The 19,029-nt window shown below is 59.9% G+C and carries 19 protein-coding genes; 8 read left to right on the top strand and 11 right to left on the bottom strand.

Going from position 1 to position 19,029, the window contains the following annotated elements; genetic code table 11:
• Window positions 1–7: 7 nt before the first annotated feature.
• Window positions 8–493, bottom strand: coding sequence for a GNAT family N-acetyltransferase (locus EOI86_RS14295; protein ID WP_127765852.1), 486 nt, complete (start codon window positions 491–493; stop codon window positions 8–10).
• 103 nt (window positions 494–596) lie between these two features.
• Between EOI86_RS14295 and pdxR the strand changes: the two genes are divergently transcribed.
• Together pdxR and EOI86_RS14285 are read left to right on the top strand one after the other, a co-directional pair.
• On the top strand, window positions 597–2,162 hold the full coding sequence (pdxR, locus tag EOI86_RS14290) for a MocR-like pyridoxine biosynthesis transcription factor PdxR (protein ID WP_127765851.1): 1,566 nt from the start codon (window positions 597–599) through the stop codon (window positions 2,160–2,162).
• Window positions 2,159–2,761, top strand: coding sequence for a 3'-5' exonuclease (locus EOI86_RS14285; RefSeq protein ID WP_127765850.1), 603 nt, complete (start codon window positions 2,159–2,161; stop codon window positions 2,759–2,761). Before pdxR ends, EOI86_RS14285 begins: the two co-directional genes overlap by 4 nt.
• Window positions 2,762–2,792: 31 nt before the next feature.
• Here the strand turns inward: EOI86_RS14285 and EOI86_RS14280 are convergent, their stop codons facing one another.
• Window positions 2,793–4,763 carry an acetoacetate--CoA ligase gene (locus EOI86_RS14280; RefSeq protein WP_127765849.1) on the bottom strand — a complete coding sequence of 657 codons (1,971 nt, stop codon included), beginning with the start codon at window positions 4,761–4,763 and terminating at the stop codon, window positions 2,793–2,795.
• 186 nt (window positions 4,764–4,949) lie between these two features.
• On the opposite strand from EOI86_RS14280, the gene EOI86_RS14275 reads away from it, so the two are divergent.
• Window positions 4,950–5,867, top strand: coding sequence for a DMT family transporter (locus tag EOI86_RS14275; RefSeq protein ID WP_127765848.1), 918 nt, complete (start codon window positions 4,950–4,952; stop codon window positions 5,865–5,867).
• A 60-nt stretch (window positions 5,868–5,927) separates the two neighbouring features.
• On the opposite strand, the gene EOI86_RS14270 is transcribed toward EOI86_RS14275, so the two are convergent.
• The 6 genes from EOI86_RS14270 to EOI86_RS14245 all read right to left on the bottom strand — a co-directional run bounded on the left by EOI86_RS14270 (window position 5,928) and on the right by EOI86_RS14245 (window position 10,760).
• Window positions 5,928–6,581: a hypothetical protein gene (locus EOI86_RS14270; RefSeq protein ID WP_127765847.1), complete on the bottom strand. Its 654-nt coding sequence runs from the start codon at window positions 6,579–6,581 to the stop codon at window positions 5,928–5,930.
• 201 nt (window positions 6,582–6,782) lie between these two features.
• Window positions 6,783–8,618 (bottom strand): phosphoenolpyruvate--protein phosphotransferase, encoded by a 1,836-nt coding sequence (ptsP, locus tag EOI86_RS14265; protein ID WP_240035675.1) that lies wholly within the window; start codon window positions 8,616–8,618, stop codon window positions 6,783–6,785.
• Window positions 8,605–8,880, bottom strand: coding sequence for an HPr family phosphocarrier protein (locus EOI86_RS14260; RefSeq protein ID WP_127765846.1), 276 nt, complete (start codon window positions 8,878–8,880; stop codon window positions 8,605–8,607). The genes ptsP and EOI86_RS14260 overlap by 14 nt, the downstream gene beginning before the upstream one ends.
• A 73-nt stretch (window positions 8,881–8,953) precedes the next feature.
• On the bottom strand, window positions 8,954–9,349 hold the full coding sequence (locus EOI86_RS14255) for a PTS sugar transporter subunit IIA (protein WP_127765845.1): 396 nt from the start codon (window positions 9,347–9,349) through the stop codon (window positions 8,954–8,956).
• Between the two features lie 93 nt (window positions 9,350–9,442).
• Window positions 9,443–10,339, bottom strand: coding sequence for an RNase adapter RapZ (gene rapZ, locus EOI86_RS14250; RefSeq protein ID WP_240035674.1), 897 nt, complete (start codon window positions 10,337–10,339; stop codon window positions 9,443–9,445).
• A 1-nt stretch (window position 10,340) separates the two neighbouring features.
• The gene (locus tag EOI86_RS14245) at window positions 10,341–10,760 is read right to left on the bottom strand and encodes an HPr kinase/phosphorylase (RefSeq protein WP_127765844.1); all 420 of its coding nucleotides are present in this window, start codon (window positions 10,758–10,760) and stop codon (window positions 10,341–10,343) included.
• Here EOI86_RS14245 and EOI86_RS14240 point away from each other — a divergent pair.
• Window positions 10,759–11,325 carry a methylated-DNA--[protein]-cysteine S-methyltransferase gene (locus EOI86_RS14240; RefSeq protein WP_338033052.1) on the top strand — a complete coding sequence of 189 codons (567 nt, stop codon included), beginning with the start codon at window positions 10,759–10,761 and terminating at the stop codon, window positions 11,323–11,325. The two genes, EOI86_RS14245 and EOI86_RS14240, sit on opposite strands and share 2 nt — an antisense overlap.
• Window positions 11,326–11,331: 6 nt before the next feature.
• Here the strand turns inward: EOI86_RS14240 and EOI86_RS14235 are convergent, their stop codons facing one another.
• Both EOI86_RS14235 and EOI86_RS14230 read right to left on the bottom strand, forming a co-directional pair.
• Window positions 11,332–13,128, bottom strand: coding sequence for a sensor histidine kinase (locus EOI86_RS14235; RefSeq protein WP_127765843.1), 1,797 nt, complete (start codon window positions 13,126–13,128; stop codon window positions 11,332–11,334).
• A gap of 57 nt (window positions 13,129–13,185) precedes the next feature.
• Window positions 13,186–13,884: a response regulator transcription factor gene (locus EOI86_RS14230; protein ID WP_127765842.1), complete on the bottom strand. Its 699-nt coding sequence runs from the start codon at window positions 13,882–13,884 to the stop codon at window positions 13,186–13,188.
• Window positions 13,885–14,217: 333 nt separating this feature from the next.
• On the opposite strand from EOI86_RS14230, the gene EOI86_RS14225 reads away from it, so the two are divergent.
• The 4 genes from EOI86_RS14225 (at window position 14,218) to EOI86_RS14210 (ending at window position 18,286) form a co-directional block, all read left to right on the top strand.
• Window positions 14,218–14,853, top strand: a complete 636-nt coding sequence (locus tag EOI86_RS14225; RefSeq protein ID WP_127765841.1) for an SCO family protein — start codon at window positions 14,218–14,220, stop codon at window positions 14,851–14,853.
• Window positions 14,854–14,882: 29 nt separating this feature from the next.
• Entirely contained in the window at window positions 14,883–15,632 is a 750-nt protein-coding gene (locus EOI86_RS14220) for a HugZ family pyridoxamine 5'-phosphate oxidase (RefSeq protein ID WP_127765840.1), read from the top strand.
• 237 nt (window positions 15,633–15,869) lie between these two features.
• Entirely contained in the window at window positions 15,870–17,468 is a 1,599-nt protein-coding gene (locus EOI86_RS14215; RefSeq protein ID WP_127765839.1) for a phosphoenolpyruvate carboxykinase, read from the top strand.
• A gap of 437 nt (window positions 17,469–17,905) precedes the next feature.
• Window positions 17,906–18,286, top strand: a complete 381-nt coding sequence (locus EOI86_RS14210) for a hypothetical protein (protein WP_127765838.1) — start codon at window positions 17,906–17,908, stop codon at window positions 18,284–18,286.
• An 83-nt stretch (window positions 18,287–18,369) separates the two neighbouring features.
• Here the strand turns inward: EOI86_RS14210 and EOI86_RS14205 are convergent, their stop codons facing one another.
• Window positions 18,370–18,990 (bottom strand): hypothetical protein, encoded by a 621-nt coding sequence (locus EOI86_RS14205; RefSeq protein WP_127765837.1) that lies wholly within the window; start codon window positions 18,988–18,990, stop codon window positions 18,370–18,372.
• Between the last annotated feature and the right edge of the window lie 39 nt (window positions 18,991–19,029).

The raw sequence follows: 19,029 nt of genomic DNA, 5'->3' as shown, positions 1-19,029 counted from the left end.
TATTCGATCAACTGGGACGGTTGTATTTGATGAAGGGTGTTAGAACACCGATCCGGTCATAGAGTTGCCGGGCGGTTTTGTTGAATTCCTGGGTCATCCAATAGACCGCCGGACATCCTTCTTCGTCCGCCTTTTCATAGACAGCCTCGATCAAGGCACGCCCCACGCCGGTGCCGCGAACCGACGGATCCGCATAGAGATCCTGCAGGTAACAGACATTTTCGATCTTCCAGCCGTGGCGATGGAACACGTAATGGACAAGGCCCACCGGCTTGCCGTCAACCAATGCCAGCAGACCGCGGAACTCGTTCGGCGCCCCCGCATTCCCCTGCATCATGCGATCGAAACTGGAGCGATAGACGTCTTCCGAAACCGTCGACTCGTAGAATTCGAGATATCCGGTCCAAAGGCGACGCCATTCGGTTTCATCGCCCGGTTCGAGAAACCGGATTGTGATATCGCTTCCAGATTTATGCGCGGCAGAACTGCTCATGGATCCCTCACCCTTTAAAAAATCGCCTATATCTAGGCTCCATATTGGCTTTCCCCAAAGAACCATTCTTGCCATTCTAACGGGGCCATTCTATGGAAAGATCATGACCACGCGACTTGCCCTTCGAACAACCAAGGCCGCCGTACTGCCAATCACACTGGACAGGACGGCGGAAGACCCGTTGCACCGCCAGCTGTATGAGCAGCTGCGGGAAACGATTCTGACCGGGCGGCTACAAGCCGGATCGCGCCTTCCCGCCACGCGCACCTTGGCGCGCGACCTGGAGATTTCACGCAACACCGTCACTGCCGCCTTCGATCAGTTATTGGCCGAAGGATATTTAGAGGGCCGCGTCGGCGCCGGTACTTTCGTGACCAGTGAGTTGCCGGAGGAGGCCCTTTCCGTGCTGGGCGGCCCCAATGGCGTCGGGTCGGGTGGCGTCCGGTCGGGCGGGTCCAATACCGACGCCGGGTCGGCGGCACTTCACGATTTGAAATCGTCACCCCGGCAACGCGGCCTTTCCCGCCGTGGCACCCAGCTTGCCGGCTTGCGCCGGCGGCGCACGCGGCGTGGTCTGGCCTTTGCGCCGGGCGTCCCGGAATTGCGCAACTTCCCGTTCGACATTTGGGCCCGGTTGATGGCGCGCGCCTGGCGACGGCCGCCCATGGACCTGATGGCCAATACCGAGCCGGCCGGCTACATGCCTTTGCGCCGGACGATTGCCGATTATGTCCGCACCGCACGAGGGGTTCGGTGTGAGGTGGAACAGGTCATCATCGTTTCCGGCGCACAACAGGCCATCGGGCTCGCCGCGCATGTCCTGCTCGACGAAGGTGACAGGGCGCTTGTGGAAGATCCGGGCTATCCGGGCATTCGCGGCGCGTTGATGGCCGCCGGCGTGAAGGTCGTTCCCGCACCGGTCGATGAAGAAGGCCTGGACATCGCCACGGGCGAAGCAAAGGCGCCGGATGCACGGTTCGTCTGTGTCGCGCCATCCCACCAATATCCGCTCAGCGTCACCATGTCGCTCGCGCGGCGTCTAGCTTTGCTCGATTGGGCGCAAAGAGTCGACGGCTGGATCATCGAAGACGACTACGACAGTGAATACCGTTATTCGGGAAAGCCGCTTGCCGCGTTGCAGGGATTGGACCGCGACAACCGGGTTGTCTATGTGGGCAGCTTTTCCAAGACCATGTTCCCGTCGCTGCGGCTGGGTTATCTGATCGTACCGCCGGACCTGACCGATTCCTTTCGTTTTGCCCGCGCGGCATTGGATGATCACCCATCCACCGTGGCGCAGCCAGCGCTGACCGCCTTTATCGAAGACGGGTATTTTGCCGCCCATTTACGGCGCATGCGCAAGCTGTATGCCCATCGCCAGGCATTGCTGATCTCGGCCGCGCATGAGCAGTTGGACGACTTGCTGACAATCGGCCCGGCCGAGGCAGGCATGCATATTCTGGCGCGGCAAAAACCGGCGATGACTGTGCGGATGGATGATATCCAGGCAACCCGCAGGGCCGAGGCCGCCGGCATCACAGTTTCGCCCCTGTCATCCTTCTACCACGAATATCCGGCACAACAGGGACTGATGCTGGGATACGCCGCGGTCGACGAAGATGAGATTCCGAAGGCAGTGGAAAAGCTGGCGGAAGCCTTAAGGCAATGACCGCGCAGGGCTCACCGGAATACGCCTTGCCCACCAGCGGCGAACTGGTCCTGTTCGATACCGAATATACCGCCTGGGAAGGCAGCCAGGAACGCCGTTGGTCGGCGGATTGGGAACATCGGGAATTGGTGGAGGTCGGGGCGGTTCGGGTCGATGCCACTGACTTCCACGTCCTTGACCAGTTTCAGCGCTTCACAGTTCCCAAGGTCAACCCGCGGCTTTCCGACTACTTCAAGGATCTAACCGGGATTCGTCAGGAAGACATCGACAAGGAGGGTGTACCTCTATCGGTGCTGTTCCACGACTTCGCCAAATTCGGACAGGGCTGCGGTCTGTTTGTTTCGAACGGCAACGACTCTGCCGTATTCGAAATCAGCGCCGGCATTCAAGGGGTGGACGTTCCCATTGCAAAGGAACGGTTCGCAAATATACGCCCGGCGCTGGAACGGGTCCTTTCTGCGGCTCCCGGTGAACTGACCACCGGCTTATTGCCGGCTCGTTTGGGGTTGCCGATGACCGGGGCCCTGCATTCCGCCATAGACGACGCCGTTGCCTTGGCCCGCACCTTGGCCGAGCTTCGCCGGACAGGCCGGTTCTGACCGACCGTTCCGGCATTCCCGTTCCGCCCGTTTAGTCTTCCTGCAAGGTTGCGATGCCTTCGTACAGCTTCAGTGCTTCAGGATTGGCGAGCGCTTCCTGGTTCTTCACCGCGCGCCCATGGACCACGTCGCGGACAGCAAGCTCGGTGATCTTCCCCGACTTGGTGCGCGGAATATCGTCGATGGCGACAATCTTGGCCGGCACGTGGCGCGGCGTGCAATTGGTGCGAACCCGCGTGCGGATTTCCTTCTGCAGGTCTTCGGTCAGGTCCTCGCCTTCCGCCATCCGCACGAAAAGCACGACACGGGTATCGTTGTCCCAATCCTGGCCGATGACGATGGCTTCCAATACCTGCGGGAAGGTTTCCACCTGGCGATAGATCTCCGCCGTGCCGATCCGCACACCACCCGGGTTCAACGTCGCATCGGACCGTCCGTAAACGATGATACCGTCATGCTCGGTCAATTCCACGAAGTCCCCATGGCACCAGATGTTGTCGTATTTCTCGAAATAGGCGCCCCGGTATCGGCTGCCGTCTTCGTCATTCCAGAACATGACCGGCATATTCGGGAAGGGTTTGCAGCAAACCAGCTCGCCTTTTTCCCCACGAACGGGATTTCCGTCGTCATCATAGACCTGCACATCCATGCCAAGGCCCAGCGCCTGGATCTCACCGCGCCAGACCGGACCGTTCGGATTGCCCAGCATGAAACAACCGACGATATCCGTGCCGCCGGAAATGGAGGCCAACTGCATATCCGCTTTGATCTTATCGTAGACGAAGTCGAAGCTTTCGGGCACCAGCGGCGAACCGGTCGACGTCATTACCTTCACAGTGGAAAGATCATGCGTGTCTTTCGGAACCAAGCCACCCTTGTTGATCGCGTCGATCCACTTGGCCGACGTTCCAAAAAGCGTCATCTTTTCCGCATCGGCGAAGTCGAACAGGATATTCCCGCTAGGCGCGAACGGCGAACCGTCGAAAAGCAGCAAAGTCGCCTCACAAGCAAGCCCCGCCACCAACCAGTTCCACATCATCCAGCCGCAGGTCGTGAAATAGAAGGCACGATCGCCCGGCTTGGTGTCGGTATGGAGCATATGCTCCTTCATCTGGTTGATCAGCGATCCGCCGGCGCCATGCACGATACATTTCGGCACGCCCGTCGTACCGGATGAATACATGACATAGAGAGGGTGATTGAACGGCAGCCGGACATACTCGATTTCACCCGCTTCGAAGCCTTTCGTGAATTCCGCGATGCTTTCCGCGCCTGCAACAGAAGAGCAATCGGGTTCGTCATGGATCAAAGGCATGACGACGACCTTCTCCACACTGGGAAGCTCGGCGAGGAATTCGCGTACCCGCGGCAAGCTTTCGATGGTCTTGCCGTTGTAGAAATAACCGTCGGCGGTGAAAAGGACCTTCGGTTCGGTCTGGCCAAACCGATCGAGCACACCGCGTACGCCAAAATCGGGGGAGCACGACGTCCAGATCGCGCCCAGCGAGGTCGCCGCCAGCATCGCTGCGATCGTCTCCGGCATATTCGGGACGAAACCGGCGACACGATCGCCCGGACCGACGCCGCACGCCTTCAGGGCCTGCGACAGTTTGGAGACGAGCGCATGGAGTTCCGCCCAGCTCATCCGGCGCTTCACCTTGTCTTCCGACCAAAAGACCAGCGCATCGCTATCGTCGCGGCGGCGCAGCAGGTTTTCCGCGAAATTCAATTTCGCATCGGGGAAGAATTGCGCGCCGGGCATCTTGTCGCCGTCAATCAGCACTCGCTCGCCCTTGGTTTCGGCGATAATGCCGGCGAAGTCCCAGAACGCGTCCCAGAATTTTTCCGCTTCATCCACCGAAAAGGCATGCAAGGCGGCAAAATCCGGAAGGCTGACGCCGTAGCGCGATTCCAGCTCGCGGGTGAACGCGGTCAACGTGGTTCCCGCGACCTGTTCCGTGGAAGGCTGCCACAACGGTTTTGCGCCGGCGATGTCATTCATTTCGTAGGTCCCCTGAAAGAGGTGCGGACACAGACTTGTTCCCGCCCTATACCTTGTTGAATTTCGGGCGCTGGGATAGCACGGGCGGACGGGTGCTCCAAGTGCCAGCAATGTCACAATGTGCCGGACGGCACCGCATCCAATGCCCAACCATCCGTCCAGGCCGACAGGATTCTACGGATAACCGTGAGCGATAAGAGCGCAGCAAACACAACCGTTTTGAACGGCCCGGTCTGGGGCGCCGCCTGGATGATCATATCCGCAGCCCTATTCGCGGTCATGAACGGCTTCGTCCGGGAGGCCGCGGACCAAGGCATGCACCCGTTCCAGATTGCCTTTCTGCGCTCAGTCTTCGCGCTGCTGTTCATGCTGCCGTTTACGATGAAGGGTGGGTTCGCGCAGTTGAAGACCCATCGGTGGAAACTGTATCTGTTCCGCGGCGGCGCGGCGACCACGGCAATGCTGTTCTGGATGACGGCCGTGGTTTCGATCCCCCTGGCGGAAGCCACAGCGATCAGTTTTACAGCCCCGCTTTTCGCCACCATCGGCAGTGCATTGGTTTTGAAGGAAGTCGTCCGCGCCCGACGCTGGACGGCCGTCGTCTTCGGGTTTACCGGCGTGATGATCATTCTGCGGCCGGGCACGGAAGCACTGGAGCCGGGCGCACTGGCCGCCGTGGGCGCCGCCTGTGGGATGGCCACCGCCGCGCTTTGCATTAAGGCGCTGACCGGCACGGAACCGGCCGGCCGCGTCGTCTTTTACACGTCCCTGATCCTGACGATCGCCACCCTACCCTTCGCGCTCGCCGTTTGGGTTCCGATGACCCCGGAATTTTGGATTCTCGGCGTTTTGCTGGGTTTCTTCGGGGTGACGGCTCAGATGTTCCTGACCAGCAGCTTCAAGGCGGCCGATGCCTCGGTCGTGCTGCCGTTTGACTATACCCGCCTGCCTTTTATCGCGCTGGTCGGATGGATTGCCTTCGGGGAAACCGTCGAAATGATCACTTGGGGCGGGGCTACGCTGATCGTCGGCAGCGCGCTGTATGTCGTCTACCGCGAGCGGCAGTTGTCCCGCCCGCCGACTAAAACAGAACCGCCCCACTAAGGCGGGGCGGTCGCAATAGATTCAGTTATCGGCTTAAAGGCCAAGCCTTGCCGGAGGCCCTTACTGGGGAATGGCGGAAAGTTGCTGCGGTTGATCACAATCCGCGGCGACTAATTGCTCCTGGCCTTGAACACGGGCCTGATAGCCAAGCGAGAACCCGGTGAGCTGGACGTCGTCCTTCGACAACAGGTGCTTGTAAGTCGCATGCATATTGCTGCAGAAATCCGCACCGAGCGACGCCATACGTCCCGAGGCTTTGTTCGCCATACGGGTCACGAATCGGTTCAACTCAGCGAAACCCTTCTTCTGGCCGTGCGCCTTCTCAAAATGATTCTTGAGGTCACGGCCGCTGCTGACGAGGCTGACTTTGTACCGCTTCACGAAATCGCCGTAATATTGGCGCGCATCGCAAGCCAGCGCCGCCACCATCAATTCGCTCTGCAGGAAGCGGACGGCCTTGGCCCGTTCACCGCGCGGAACGGCATCCACATTTGACGGGGCGACCACGATACTGGCGCCCAGCTCTTTGAAATCGATGTCATTTTCGCAAGCCTGTGTCGCCGTCCCGGCAATGGCGGGCGATGTCATCGCAATCAGCGCAAGCGACGCTACCACGCCGCGCGCACGACGTGCGAACCGCTTCTGCGGCGATATCGCGGGATGACGAAATCGTTCAACCATCCCATTTTGCGTTTCGTTTCCGAACGAAGTCATCAGACCTCCCCAATTCGGTGGCAACCATCCCTCCCATGCATCCGGCGAGCGGTTTTCTACCTCTCGACAGCATGGAAACCGCCGGACAGTACCCATAAAAAGGTTAATATCGCAATAACAACCGCCAACCGGACCAAGTATTCGCCGCACAAAAAGATCAAAATCCAGTCATATCTAATAAATCGGCCACGGATCTCTGTTTCACGCAAGACCATCCATATCGTCGAGCAAGGCGGCGATTCGGCCGGAATCGGCAATTTCCATCACCAATCGTGCCCGTCTTGCCGCATCCGCCGTATCCAGTTTTAGAATGCGTTGTTTGACCCTGGCGAGCGCCATGGGAGACATCGACAGCTCCCGCACGCCAAAGCCCAACAGCAAGGGCGTGAATCGAGGATCACCGGCGATTTCACCGCAAATACTGACCGGAATCCGGGCCCTTAACGCCGCCTGTACGGTAAATTCGATCAGGCGCAGCACCGCCGGATGCAGCGGGTTGTATAGGTGGGCAACGCGTTCGTCCGCTCGGTCTATGGCCAGCGTGTACATGGTCAAATCATTGCTACCGATGGCGAAGAAGTCCGCCGTCTGCGCCAAGGCATCGGCGGCGAGCGCCGCCCCCGGTATTTCGATCATCACCCCGATCGGCGGAACTTCATCCGGCAGATCCACACCGCGCCGCTGCAGTCTGAGCCAAAGGCGTGTCACGATGTCGCGGACCTGTTTCACTTCCCCCGGCGTGGTGATCATCGGAAGCAGGATGCGGACCGGCCCATGCGCCGCCGCCCGAAGAATCGCACAAAGCTGGGCTTCGAACAGTTTCGGTTCGCGCAGCGACAGACGAATGGCACGCACGCCAAGCGCGGGGTTCACCGCATCTCCAACATGATCGTCGAGGATCGCGCCAAGCGAATACGCAAGTTTTTCTCCGCCTATATCCAAAGTCCTGACAGTGACCGGGCGGCCGTCCATGTGCTTCACAACGGTGCTCAATATCTCGTATTGCTCTTCCTCGTTCGGCACATCGCTGCGGTTCATGAACATGAATTCCGTGCGCAGCAGTCCGATTCCTTCGGCACCCGCCTCAGTCGCATGCTTTGTATCGCGAACCAGTTCCAGATTGGCGAGCAATGTGACTTTCGCTCCATCGGCGGTGATGGCGGGGACGTCCCGCAACCGCTGCAGCTTCACTGTTTCGCGCAACAGAACCGCGCGTTTGTCTTCATATCGGCGCTGGGTGGCTTTGTCGGGATTAACGACAATGCGGCCCGCCTGTCCATCGACGATGACGATGTCGCCGGTCTTTACCGCCTGCAGCAGCCCCGCCGCGCCCAGCACCGCGGGCAGCCCCAGCGAACGCGCCATGATCGCGGCGTGCCCTTCCGCCCCGCCGAGGACGGCGGCGAATCCACCGACGACCGCCGGGTCCATCTGCGCTGTGTCAGCCGGCGTGATATCCTCCGCGATCAGGATTGTCCCGGCCGAAAGCTCGCCCAGCGAAGGCGATTTCCCTTCCATCAGGTTCCGCAGGACGCGCCCGCCGACCTCCCGAACATCGGTCGCACGGGCCGCGATATAGGGATCGTCCAATTGTTCGAAGCCGCGCGCCATATGGGCGACTTCGGTTTGAACCGCGGCTTCCGCGTTGATTTGGCCTTCTTGGATACGGCGGCGGAATCCGCGAACCAACCGGGATTCGGCCAGCATCGCCCCATGCGCATCCAACAGGTAACCCATTTCTTCCGCCGCCGCGGGCGGCAGGCTCTTGGATTTCGTGCGCAGGGCCTTCAGCTGGCGGCGCGATTTCGCAAGCGCACGTTCCAGCCGTTCCGTATCCGCCTCAATATCTTTGTCGGTCTTCAGTGCATATTCCGGGACGGAGAGTGACCCTGATTCGATGACCCGTGCCGGGCCCATGACGATGCCAGGTGAAACACCGGCCCCCAGGAAAGTAGCCATCGCGGGCACTTCTTCGTCCGGCTCGGGCGGCGCCTTGCCGGTGACGGTCTTACCCTTCTTGTCGTCAGTCCGACTCATCGAAGCCACCGGCCACCAGCCCGGACAGGGCTTGCAGCGCGTCCTCTGCCTGCGGGCCTTCCGCCTCCACGCGGATGGACGTCCCCTTCGCGGCCGCAAGCATCATCAGACCCATGATCGACGTGCCGGTAACCGAGGTTCCGTCTTTGGTGACAGTAATGTCCGCGTCATAATCGCCTGCCAATTTGACGAATTTCGCCGCGGCACGCGCATGCAGTCCGCGTTGATTGCAGATGGTGAGGTCGATAGGGCCGGATTTCATGCTATCCCTGAAATGTTCTTGTTTTTATGACACGCTGAAGCGTTATGGTTTTTAGTTTTTGGTAAAGGTCGGATCAGTTGAGAAGGCTGCTCGCGACGTTGATGTATTTTTTGCCGGCTTCCTGCGCGGCGGCGACGGCCTCGGCCATCGGCTCTGTCTCACGGACGCTGGCCAGTTTTATCAGCATGGGCAGATTCAAACCCGCGACCACTTCGACCCGCGCCTTGTCCATGATGGATATGGCCAAGTTCGACGGCGTGCCACCGAACATATCGGTCAGCACCACGACACCCTCACCGGTATCCACGGCACGGGCACCGTCCAGGATGTCCTGCCGGCGCTGCTCCATATCGTCGTCGGGGCCGATGCAAATGGCACGTATGTCCTCTTGCGGGCCGACCACATGTTCCAAAGCGGCGACGAATTCCTCCGCCAGCCGTCCATGGGTTACCAAAACCAGACCGATCATTCCGTCATTCTTCCCTTGAACCCCGCCCCCTGTCATCGGGCATATCATCTCGATCGCCCTTGGCGTCTCTTCCCCTCGATGGCCCGCGCACCGTTATGGCTGTTTGGTTTTTCCCAAATCCCGGTGCGTCAACCCTGCCGACCAGCCCTTCTCATGAAGCCATGCCGCCAAACGTTCGGCGAAATGTACCGACCGATGCTTGCCCCCGGTACATCCGAAGGCAACGGTCAGGTAACTTTTCCCCTCGCGTTCATACCGGGGAAGGGTAATCTCCAGCAACCCGGTAAGGCGAGCCCAAAAATCGTCATAATCCGGATCCTGGGCGATATAAGCACCCACTTCCGCATCCTGACCGGTCTTTTCCTTCAAGTCAGGGTCGTAATGCGGATTGGCAAAGAACCGCACATCGAAGACCAGATCCGCATCCCGCGGCAGGCCGCGGCGATAGGAAAAAGACGCCGCGGTGATCGCCAAAGTCGCCTTGCCCCCCATGCGAAACGCATCCGAGAGCCGCTGCTTCAGTTCCCAAATCGTCAGATCAGTGGTGTCGACCACCAGATCGGCCGCCTCGCGCATCGGGGCAAGGATACGCCGTTCCAGGTCCAATCCGTCGCCCACAGGCCGATCAGCAGCCAGCGGATGCTTGCGCCGGGTTTCGGCATAACGGCGGATCAGTACGCCATCCTCGCAATCCAGAAACAGCGTGCGCACGTCCAGGCCCAACTCCCCGGTCAGCACCTCAATGTCGGATTCCAGCAGTTCGGGACTGAAATCGCGGCTGCGCACATCGACGCCGACCGCGAGCGGCTTAGCATCCAGCAGCTGGCGCTGCCCGGCCGTGATTCGCGGCAACAGGGCGAGCGGCAGATTGTCGATCGCTTCGAAACCAAGGTCTTCCAGCACTTTCAGCGCGGTCGACCGGCCGGCGCCGGACATGCCGGTGACCAGAATGATATCAGGTTTGGAATTTTCAGACTTGTCGTCTGGCACGTCACAACCCCTTCAGGATCAACCTTACCTTGGCGACCGCCGATGCTTCGGAACCGTCAAGTTCGACGAGACGCACGGGCACGCCATCGATAACGCGGTCCGCCGGCTCCGGCATCCGTTCGATATCACGCCCTGGCTTCAAATCAATCACCAGATCGATTTCCGCTTCCGGTTCATGGGCGACATCCAGGATACCGTAGCCCCGCACTTCGATTTTGCCGGCAATCGTTTCCGGCGCGCCGGCGACCACCCGGCCCGCTTCCTGCCTGACGAGCGTCCGATCGTCGGAAACCAAGGTCCCGCCCGCCTCGATCAAGCGCAGGGCGAGGTCGGTCTTGCCCGCCCCGCTCGGCCCCATGATCAGGATGCCCCGCCCATCCAGAATTACCGCCGTCGCATGGATGTTCTGACTTGTCTTCATGGCCGCGACAGTAGCCATGCCGGGGTCAAAGCGCGAGTCTCCAAATCGTGAAACCCGCCGCAAGATTCGGGCGGAAAGCTTGCCCGGTATAGCCTATAGTCACGCTATGAACAGACACAGCATCACCGTGGAAACACCGACCGGCCCGGTCAGCCTCACCGAGGAGGACGGCAAGATCATCCGTGCCTCCTGGAGCCGCGCGGAAGAGGAGAGTCCGACCCCGTTGTTGCAGGACGCAGCACAGCAGTTGCGGGACTATTTCGATGGGAAGCGAACCGATTTCGACCTGCCGCTGCACCCGAAAGGGTCCGCGTTTCAGAAGGCGGTTTGGCGACAGATGCTGAAAATCCCCTATGGCGGCACCAAGACATATGGGGAGTTGGCAAAGGCCATCGACGGCACCGCGCGGTCGGTCGGCACCGCCTGCGGCGCGAACCCGATCCCGGTCATCATCCCCTGCCACAGGGTCGTGGGTGCGGACGGCACCATGACCGGCTTTTCCGGTGGCGACGGTGTTGAGACAAAGCAAGCGCTGCTGCGATTAGAGGGCGCGTTGCTGCTGTAGCGTCAATCAAGCTGCCGGAAGACGCACGATGAAACGCGCGCCGCGGGGTTTACCGTCGTGGGTCATGCGGTTTTCGGCACGAATTTCACCGGCATGGGCTTCCATGATCTGTTTCGAGATGGAAAGACCAAGGCCCGAATGGGCACCGAATTTCTCCCCTTCCGGGCGTTCGGTGTAGAAGCGGTCGAAAATCGCTTCCAGTTTGTTCGGCGGAATGCCCGGGCCTTCGTCTTCCACCGCCGCTTCGATGAATTCCCCGTCCCGGCGGATTTTCAAATCGATGCGCCCGTCCTTGGGACTGAAGGTCATGGCGTTGCCGATCAGGTTCCGGAAGACCTGGACCAAACGGTCTTCGTTCCCCATCACCTGAAACGGCCCCTCGCCATGGGCTTCCATGCTGACCCGCGGGCGTCCGGGGGCGTCTTCCGTGCCGACCACACCATACATCCCTGCGAGCGTCGCGAGCAGCCCGGCGAGGTCCAGGGGCTCAGCCTCGGTCCGGCTCAATTCCGCATCGAGCCGTGACGCGTCGGAAATATCGCTGATCAACCGGTCGAGCCGTTCGACATCGTCGTTGATGATTTCCAACAACTGCCGGCGCTGTTCTTCATCCGACACGCGGGAGACGGTCTCCACCGCGCTACGCAGGCTGGTCAGCGGGTTCTTGATTTCATGACTGACATCGGCGGCGAAACGCTCGATCGCAACAAGACGCAGACGCAGCGCCTGGGTCATTTCGCGCAGCACGCCGGAAAGGTCACCGATTTCGTCGGCGCGGTCGGTCATGTCGGGGATCTCTTCCTCCTGCCGCCCGACCGAACGCGTAACGCGGTCCGCCGCCGCGGCCAGCTTGTTCAGCGGCCTGGCGATGGCCCCGGCGAGGTATATCGACAAGGCCACGGTGATCAGCAACGCACCGGCAAAGACCATCAGAATGGTCGCCCGCACATTCCGAAGCGCGGCTTCGATTTCCTTACCCGTCTTGGACAGCATCAGGGATCCGAAGACCTTGTAGTAACGCTGAACCGGCAAGGCGACCGACAGAACCAAATGCCCGTGTTCGGTTTCCCTAACCACGCCCATGATGTCGCCCTGCAGCGCCCGGGCGACCTCGGGGTAATCCTCCGCCGCCGGCGTGTCATCTTCGACATAGCGTTCCATCAGGTTGTCGCCGAACACCATGGTCAGCCGGTCGAGCATATCCAGGATTGGATTGATCACATCGTCCATGGTTTCCGGCGGCGCCAGTTCCTCGACCTGCACCGAACTGCGCGCGGCACCCAGGCGGCGGGAGTCGATGGCCAGCTCCCCATCCTGCAAGAAAAGACGCGCGCGCAGGCCGGATGGGCCGGAAAGGCGGCGGATGATATGTCGGGCGGATGCGGGGCTCAGCACTTCCTGGCCTGCAGTGGTGATCGCGATGGCCCCTTCGCCCAGCGCGCCCGCAAAGATTTCACCCTGGGCGCGGAGCGCTTCCATCTCAGCCCGGATCAAGTTGTCGCGATAGGGTCCCAGATACAGCAATCCACCGATGGGAATCAGCAATGCGATGATGTTGACCATCAGGATTCGCCGGGTCAGCGGCGACAGAAAACGGGCGCGTTCCCGATGGCGGCCACGGGTTCCCCCGTGTGCGCCGCCATGTGTTCTATGGTCTAGATGCTGGGTCCCCAAACCGCTGGGCTTCTGTTTGCCCTTACCGGACGGACCGCGCTTGGATGCGCCCGTCTTCCGGTCGTCCCTTTCGGCCGGCGCATCCCCGCCGCCGGCTTCCCCGTCACCGGCGTCCGTTTGATCCCTCATCACTGTCACCGGACCTCACGCACGGTCAGTCATTCCCACGCCTATTCATCCTCACGCTCATTCATCCTTATAGCGATAGCCCACGCCATAGAGCGTTTCGATCTGGCCGAATTCGTCATCCAACTGGCGGAATTTGCGGCGCAGCCGCTTTATGTGGCTGTCGATTGTCCGGTCGTCCACATAAATGCTTTCGCCATAGGCCGCATCCATCAATTGATCGCGGCTTTTCACCATGCCGGGCCGCGTGGACAGCGCACGCAGGATCAGGAATTCCGTCACCGTCAGCGGGACCTCGTCGCCTTTCCAGGTGCAGACATGGCGGTTGGCGTCCAGGCGCAAATCACCGCGCACCATGATGCCTTCACCGGATTCCGCCGGTGTCTGTTCCAATTCCACACGGCGCAGCAGGGTTCGGATCCGTTCGATCAGCAAACGCTGCGAAAAAGGCTTGCGAATATAGTCGTCGGCGCCGAGGCGCAGGCCCATCAACTCATCCACTTCATCGTCTTTCGATGTCAGGAAGATAACGGGCAAACGCGTTTGCTTGCGCAATTTCTGCAGCAATTCCATGCCGTCCATGCGCGGCATTTTAATGTCCAGCACAGCAAGATCGACGGGATTGGTGTTCATTCCCTGGAAGGCGCTTTCGCCGTCCGTATAGGTCATCACCTTGAAACCTTCGGATTCCAAGGCGATGGAAACGGATGTCAGGATGTTCCTGTCATCGTCGACCAGCGCAATTTTGTTTGGCGTCATCAAGGTGCCTTTCCCCGTTCATGCAGCAAAATCCCGCGACTCCCCGACTTAGTCAAAACGCCGCACCCGGCATCATAGGGTCAAGTATGGCGAAATTGAGGCTTAACAGGGGAATAATTGTGGTCTTTTGCCACACAATACCCCCTGAAATCACCTGGGAAACACCTGGAACAAGCCCCTTTCACACAGGCCCGAGACCGGGTTTGAAGCCGTCCGGGGCCGGCAGCCCCTTGCGGCGGCGCGGTGGTGACGCTACCTCAAGCGCTCAAGACATTTTTGAAAGGCGTTCCCCAGACGCATCGGGGAACGAGACCGCATGAAGAAGGAATTCGGATGCGCCGTATTTTGACATCCCCGGTCTTTGTCGCCCTTGTCGCCGGCATCATGGCGGTCGTCGCGGTCGGCTTCATCGCCTGGCAGCAATTCGGTGGATCCCAGGGATCCTTGTCCAGCGACAAGGTGATCGTACCCGCAACCGATATCCGCGGCGATTTCAATTTGGTCAATTCGGCGGGCGACCATGTCACGCCGGGCGACTTCCCCGGGCAATATCTTCTGGTCTATTTCGGCTATTCCTATTGCCCCGATGTTTGCCCCACGGATTTGGCAATCGTCGGCCAAGCAATGGACATCCTGGAAGAGTCCGACGCCACCGCAGCGGCAAAGGTTCAGCCGATTTTCATCACGGTGGACCCGGCGCGGGACGGGCCGGATACGGTCGGCGTCTTCGCCGAAACCTTCCACCCCCGCTTGGTCGGCCTGACCGGGACGGACGCGGAAATCGCCGACGCGGCCTCATCCTATCGCGTCTATTATGCCCGCCGCGACATGGATGACGGCAATTATCTGATGGATCATTCCGCCTTCACCTATCTGGTCGGGCCGGACGGAGCGGTCATCGGCATTTTCAAGCACGATACCGCGCCGGAAGACATGGCCGAAGGCATGGCCGATATGGTCGCCGGTTAAGCACGGGCATCACCGAGAAGAGACGCAGGATGGAAAATCTCCCCAAAACTGAAAGCCCCGGTGAGATCATCCGAGGTCTGATCCGCGCGCAGGATCGCGCCACCCTGGCGACCAAGATGCGGGCCGGTCAGGAAACGGTGGAAGGCGTGGGCGCGCCCTATGCCTCGCTGGTCCTGATGGGAAGCGGGCCGGACGCCGCGCCGCTGCTGCTGTTGAGCACATTGGCCGACCATACCAAGAACCTGTTGGCCGATCCCGTCTGTTCCCTGATGGTCGACGGAACCAAGGGCCTGACAGATCCCCTGACAGGCGCGCGCGCGACCCTGCAGGGCCGGCTTGAGAAGACGGACGATCGGGGCTTGATGGAACGCTATATTCGGCGCCATCCCAGTGCCGCCATGTATGCCGGGTTCGGCGATTTCAGCCTGTATAGGATGTCGGTTCAGCGCGCCCATCTGGTGGCTGGTTTCGGCAGGATTCACTGGGTCGGCGCAGAAGACGTCCTGTACGACATGGCCGGGTCGGGCGATCTTGCCCAGCAGGAAGGCGGCGTGGTCGACCATATGAACGACGACCACGGCGATGCGGTCGGCCTGTACGCGAACGTCTTGCTGAACCGCCCGGGCGTCGGCTGGCGGATGACGGGCGTCGACCCGGAAGGGGCCGACCTGCGCCGGGATGGCGATATCGCTCGTTTGGCTTTCGACAAGCCGGTCAGCGACGCTGAATCCGCCCGTGTCGAGCTGGTTCGCCTCGTGAAGCGTGCACGGAAAGGCTGAAACACCGGAAAACGGCGGTTTCAGGGGTTTTGAGAACTTTCCAAGGCGCCGCCGAACCGATATAACCCGGCCCATAGGGACGGAGAAGACGGTTCATCAATTTCAGTGTCGCCCGCACTGTCCTGCATCGGTTTTCCGGTGTGACGGCGGACACGGCACCGTATAGGGACGCGTTTTAAAAGTGAATGCGGGGGGCGTAGGAACGCCCACACGTATTCCTACGACACAGAGGAGGACATGTTGGCAAGTCAAGCCAGCTCGAAAGACCTTTCCGCTCACGGCATCGTCAATTCCGGATCGGTCCATTGGAACCTGGGCGCCGAACCGCTTTACGAAAACACGATCGCAAACGGGCTTGGAACCATCACCGCCGGCGGCGCGCTACGCGTCGAAACGGGCAAATTCACCGGTCGCTCACCCAACGACAAATTCATTGTCGACGAACCGAGCAGCACCGGCGACATCTGGTGGGGTTCAGTCAACCGCCCAACGACGCTTGAGATCTATGAGCGCCTGAAAGCCAAGATCCTCGCCTATTACCAAAGCCGCGACCTGTTCGTTCAGGACCTCTATGCTGGCGCCGCCGTCGATCACCGGCTGAATGTCCGGGTGATTTCCGACAGTCCATGGCACGCGCTTTTCGCCCGCAACATGTTCATCCGCCCGGCGCGCGAGGACTTGGCCGCGTTCGATCCGCAGTTCACCGTGTTGCACGCGCCGCTGCTGCATGCGGACCCGGCAGTGGACGGCACCAATTCGGAAGTCTTCATCGTCGTCAATTTCGCCGAGCGCACCGTGCTGGTCGGCGGCAGCCGCTATGCGGGCGAGATCAAGAAATCGATCTTCTCCATCATGAACTATCTGCTGCCGGCGCACGACGTACTGCCTATGCATTGTTCCGCGAATATCGGCGATGCGGGCGACACGGCGATCTTCTTCGGCCTTTCCGGCACGGGTAAGACCACGCTTTCGGCGGATGGCACCCGCCGCCTGATCGGCGATGACGAGCACGGCTGGTCCGACCAGGGCGTCTTCAACTTCGAAGGCGGCTGCTATGCGAAGGTGATCAACCTGAGCGAGAAGATGGAACCGGAAATCTACGCGACCACGCAGCGTTTCGGCACGATCCTGGAAAACGTCGTTTATGACGAGGAAACCCGGGGTCTGGATCTGGACGACGGGTCGCTCGCGGAAAACACCCGCGCCAGCTATCCGATCGACTTCATTCCGAATATCGAACCCAGCGGCATGGGCGGCCAGCCGACCAATATCGTGATGCTGACGGCGGATGCCTTTGGTGTCTTGCCGCCGATTTCGGAACTGACGCCGGAACAGGCCATGTACCACTTCCTGTCCGGTTATACCGCGCGCGTCGCGGGAACCGAACGGGGCGTCACCGAACCGAAGGCGACCTTCTCCACCTGCTTCGGCGCACCCTTCATGCCGCGCCATCCGAGCGTCTATGCAAAGATGCTGGGCGAGAAGATGGCCAAGACCGGCGCCAAATGCTGGCTGGTCAATACCGGTTGGTCCGGCGGGTCCTACGGCACGGGTCAGCGCATGCGCATCGACTATACCCGTGCCATGGTTCGCGCCGCGGTCGAAGGCAAACTTGCCAGCGTCGCCCGCGTCCAGGACCCGAATTTCGGCCTGCTGATCCCCGATCAGGTGCCGGAAGTGCCGGCCGACGTGCTGCGCCCGCGTGAGACGTGGACGGACGGTAAGGCCTATGACTCGGTCGCCGGCGACCTGCGCGGCATGTTCGAAGACAACTTCAAACAGTTCGAAGGGCATGTCACCGACGACGTGAAAAAGGCCGGCATCTACGCCGCCTGACCTTCAGGACACACGAAATGAACAAAAGGCCGGGGCCAACGCTCCGGCCTTTTTTCATGGCGCGCCGCGGGCCATTTGGCCTCGTATCATCCGGAAGGAACGGTCTGGGATTTCCATCACGACCAGTCCCGCCAGCCTGATCCCTGCCCCCCATTGGTGGCGGCGATGAGAAGATCCTTTACGTTTTGCCTGGCTCATTTCCAGAGTTGGCTGAACGCCGTCGCGCACCGAATCGTGACCATTTGGCAACAGGCTTTTTCTCAACCAAAACTAATAAAAACAGAGTGTATTGCAATGAATGCGTTTACTATCGGGCAGTAAAAATGGCCGGTTCTACGAAGTAGATCACGGTCTTATTGCCGCCGCAAAGTTTTGGTTGGGGAATTCTCCAATCGGGGAAAAGGCTTTGCCTTTAAATCTGTCCAAATGGGGGTTCCATGCGTTTTCTTTCCACACTAGCGTTCATTGTTTTGCTGTCTGCTTGCTCATCAGTCATTGAGGGGACTTCGCAAGAGATTGTCGTCAATACCGTTCCGGAAGGTGCAAATTGTGCCTTGGAAAGGGAAGGTCAGATCATCGGTCGCGTCGATCCGACACCTGGTGGCATTACGATTGAAAAAACCAAACACGATTTGAACATCATTTGCAGCAAAGACGGTTACCAAGAAGCAACGTTCTTTAACAAGTCCGATGTCGCCGGCGCGACTGTTGGGAACATCATACTTGGCGGTGGGATCGGCTGGATAATCGACTCAGCGAGCGGAGCGGACAACAAATATACAACGCCGGTAAACATCACGATGGTCCCTTTAGAATAGCTGCGCGCAGGGTTCTGATGAAGCAAAAGAGGGGAGTGCCTTTTGCACTCCCCTTTTCGCATCAGGAAAATTTTGTATCTGCCTCAGCCTTCCGGCACTAACGTCATCTTCGGGGTCGGTTGTTCGAAGGATTGGATATCCCAGACATATTGCGTCGGGTTGCCCTGGATGACCTGTTCGGCGTTATGGTCGAGCACCCGGGCATTGGTCCATACCCGCACCACGCCGCGGATGTTGTATCCCTTGGCCTTCAATTCGTCCCGATAGCGCTTGTTGGGCTTGTCGCCTTCCACTTGGATCAAACCGTCCTCGCCCCGCTTCAACATCATGAAGGCGGCGTTGCGGCGGACGAAGCTGAAGCTGGGATGCTCCAGGATGTTGCTCTGGCGTTTGTACTTCACGCGATAGCGCGCATTGCCCAGATAGGTCACTTCCTCAAAGGCCGAGTCACGTTCCAGGTCCTGGACATAGACGGCGATCTCTTCCTTGTCGTCGGCCCGAACCTCGCCCTGACCGATCTTGCGCAGGAAATTGAACGCGATCAGGTCGCCCTCATAGATGAAGGCGTATTTGCCCGACTTGTCGATGTTCATATTCAACTGGAACCGGTCGGGCAGGTAGCAGCCGCTCAACATCAACAGGGTGCCCAAAGCGAGGACGGAAACAATAGCCCGCCGTATAGCCGGGGATACGCGAAACATCATGGCATTCCTCCTGGCCGCAAGAGGACCATATTCCCCGCC

It is taken from the genome of Hwanghaeella grinnelliae, from assembly GCF_004005845.1.
Taxonomy (GTDB): domain Bacteria; phylum Pseudomonadota; class Alphaproteobacteria; order UBA8366; family Aestuariispiraceae; genus Hwanghaeella; species Hwanghaeella grinnelliae.
The sequence above is the reverse complement of the archived record's forward strand: the minus strand, read 5'-3'. Positions and strand labels throughout refer to the sequence as shown.

What these genes read in the sequence shown, in the direction of transcription:
- EOI86_RS14295 (WP_127765852.1), bottom strand. Translation starts at nt 493, where the DNA reads ATGAGCAGTTCTGCCGCGCATAAATCTGGAAGCGATATCACAATCCGG.
- pdxR (WP_127765851.1), top strand. Translation starts at nt 597, where the DNA reads ATGACCACGCGACTTGCCCTTCGAACAACCAAGGCCGCCGTACTGCCA.
- EOI86_RS14285 (WP_127765850.1), top strand. Translation starts at nt 2,159, where the DNA reads ATGACCGCGCAGGGCTCACCGGAATACGCCTTGCCCACCAGCGGCGAA.
- EOI86_RS14280 (WP_127765849.1), bottom strand. Translation starts at nt 4,763, where the DNA reads ATGAATGACATCGCCGGCGCAAAACCGTTGTGGCAGCCTTCCACGGAA.
- EOI86_RS14270 (WP_127765847.1), bottom strand. Translation starts at nt 6,581, where the DNA reads ATGACTTCGTTCGGAAACGAAACGCAAAATGGGATGGTTGAACGATTT.
- ptsP (WP_240035675.1), bottom strand. Translation starts at nt 8,618, where the DNA reads ATGAGTCGGACTGACGACAAGAAGGGTAAGACCGTCACCGGCAAGGCG.
- EOI86_RS14260 (WP_127765846.1), bottom strand. Translation starts at nt 8,880, where the DNA reads ATGAAATCCGGCCCTATCGACCTCACCATCTGCAATCAACGCGGACTG.
- EOI86_RS14255 (WP_127765845.1), bottom strand. Translation starts at nt 9,349, where the DNA reads ATGATCGGTCTGGTTTTGGTAACCCATGGACGGCTGGCGGAGGAATTC.
- EOI86_RS14240 (WP_338033052.1), top strand. Translation starts at nt 10,759, where the DNA reads ATGGCCGCGACAGTAGCCATGCCGGGGTCAAAGCGCGAGTCTCCAAAT.
- EOI86_RS14245 (WP_127765844.1), bottom strand. Translation starts at nt 10,760, where the DNA reads ATGAAGACAAGTCAGAACATCCATGCGACGGCGGTAATTCTGGATGGG.
- EOI86_RS14235 (WP_127765843.1), bottom strand. Translation starts at nt 13,128, where the DNA reads ATGAGGGATCAAACGGACGCCGGTGACGGGGAAGCCGGCGGCGGGGAT.
- EOI86_RS14230 (WP_127765842.1), bottom strand. Translation starts at nt 13,884, where the DNA reads ATGACGCCAAACAAAATTGCGCTGGTCGACGATGACAGGAACATCCTG.
- EOI86_RS14225 (WP_127765841.1), top strand. Translation starts at nt 14,218, where the DNA reads ATGCGCCGTATTTTGACATCCCCGGTCTTTGTCGCCCTTGTCGCCGGC.
- EOI86_RS14220 (WP_127765840.1), top strand. Translation starts at nt 14,883, where the DNA reads ATGGAAAATCTCCCCAAAACTGAAAGCCCCGGTGAGATCATCCGAGGT.
- EOI86_RS14215 (WP_127765839.1), top strand. Translation starts at nt 15,870, where the DNA reads ATGTTGGCAAGTCAAGCCAGCTCGAAAGACCTTTCCGCTCACGGCATC.
- EOI86_RS14210 (WP_127765838.1), top strand. Translation starts at nt 17,906, where the DNA reads ATGCGTTTTCTTTCCACACTAGCGTTCATTGTTTTGCTGTCTGCTTGC.
- EOI86_RS14205 (WP_127765837.1), bottom strand. Translation starts at nt 18,990, where the DNA reads ATGATGTTTCGCGTATCCCCGGCTATACGGCGGGCTATTGTTTCCGTC.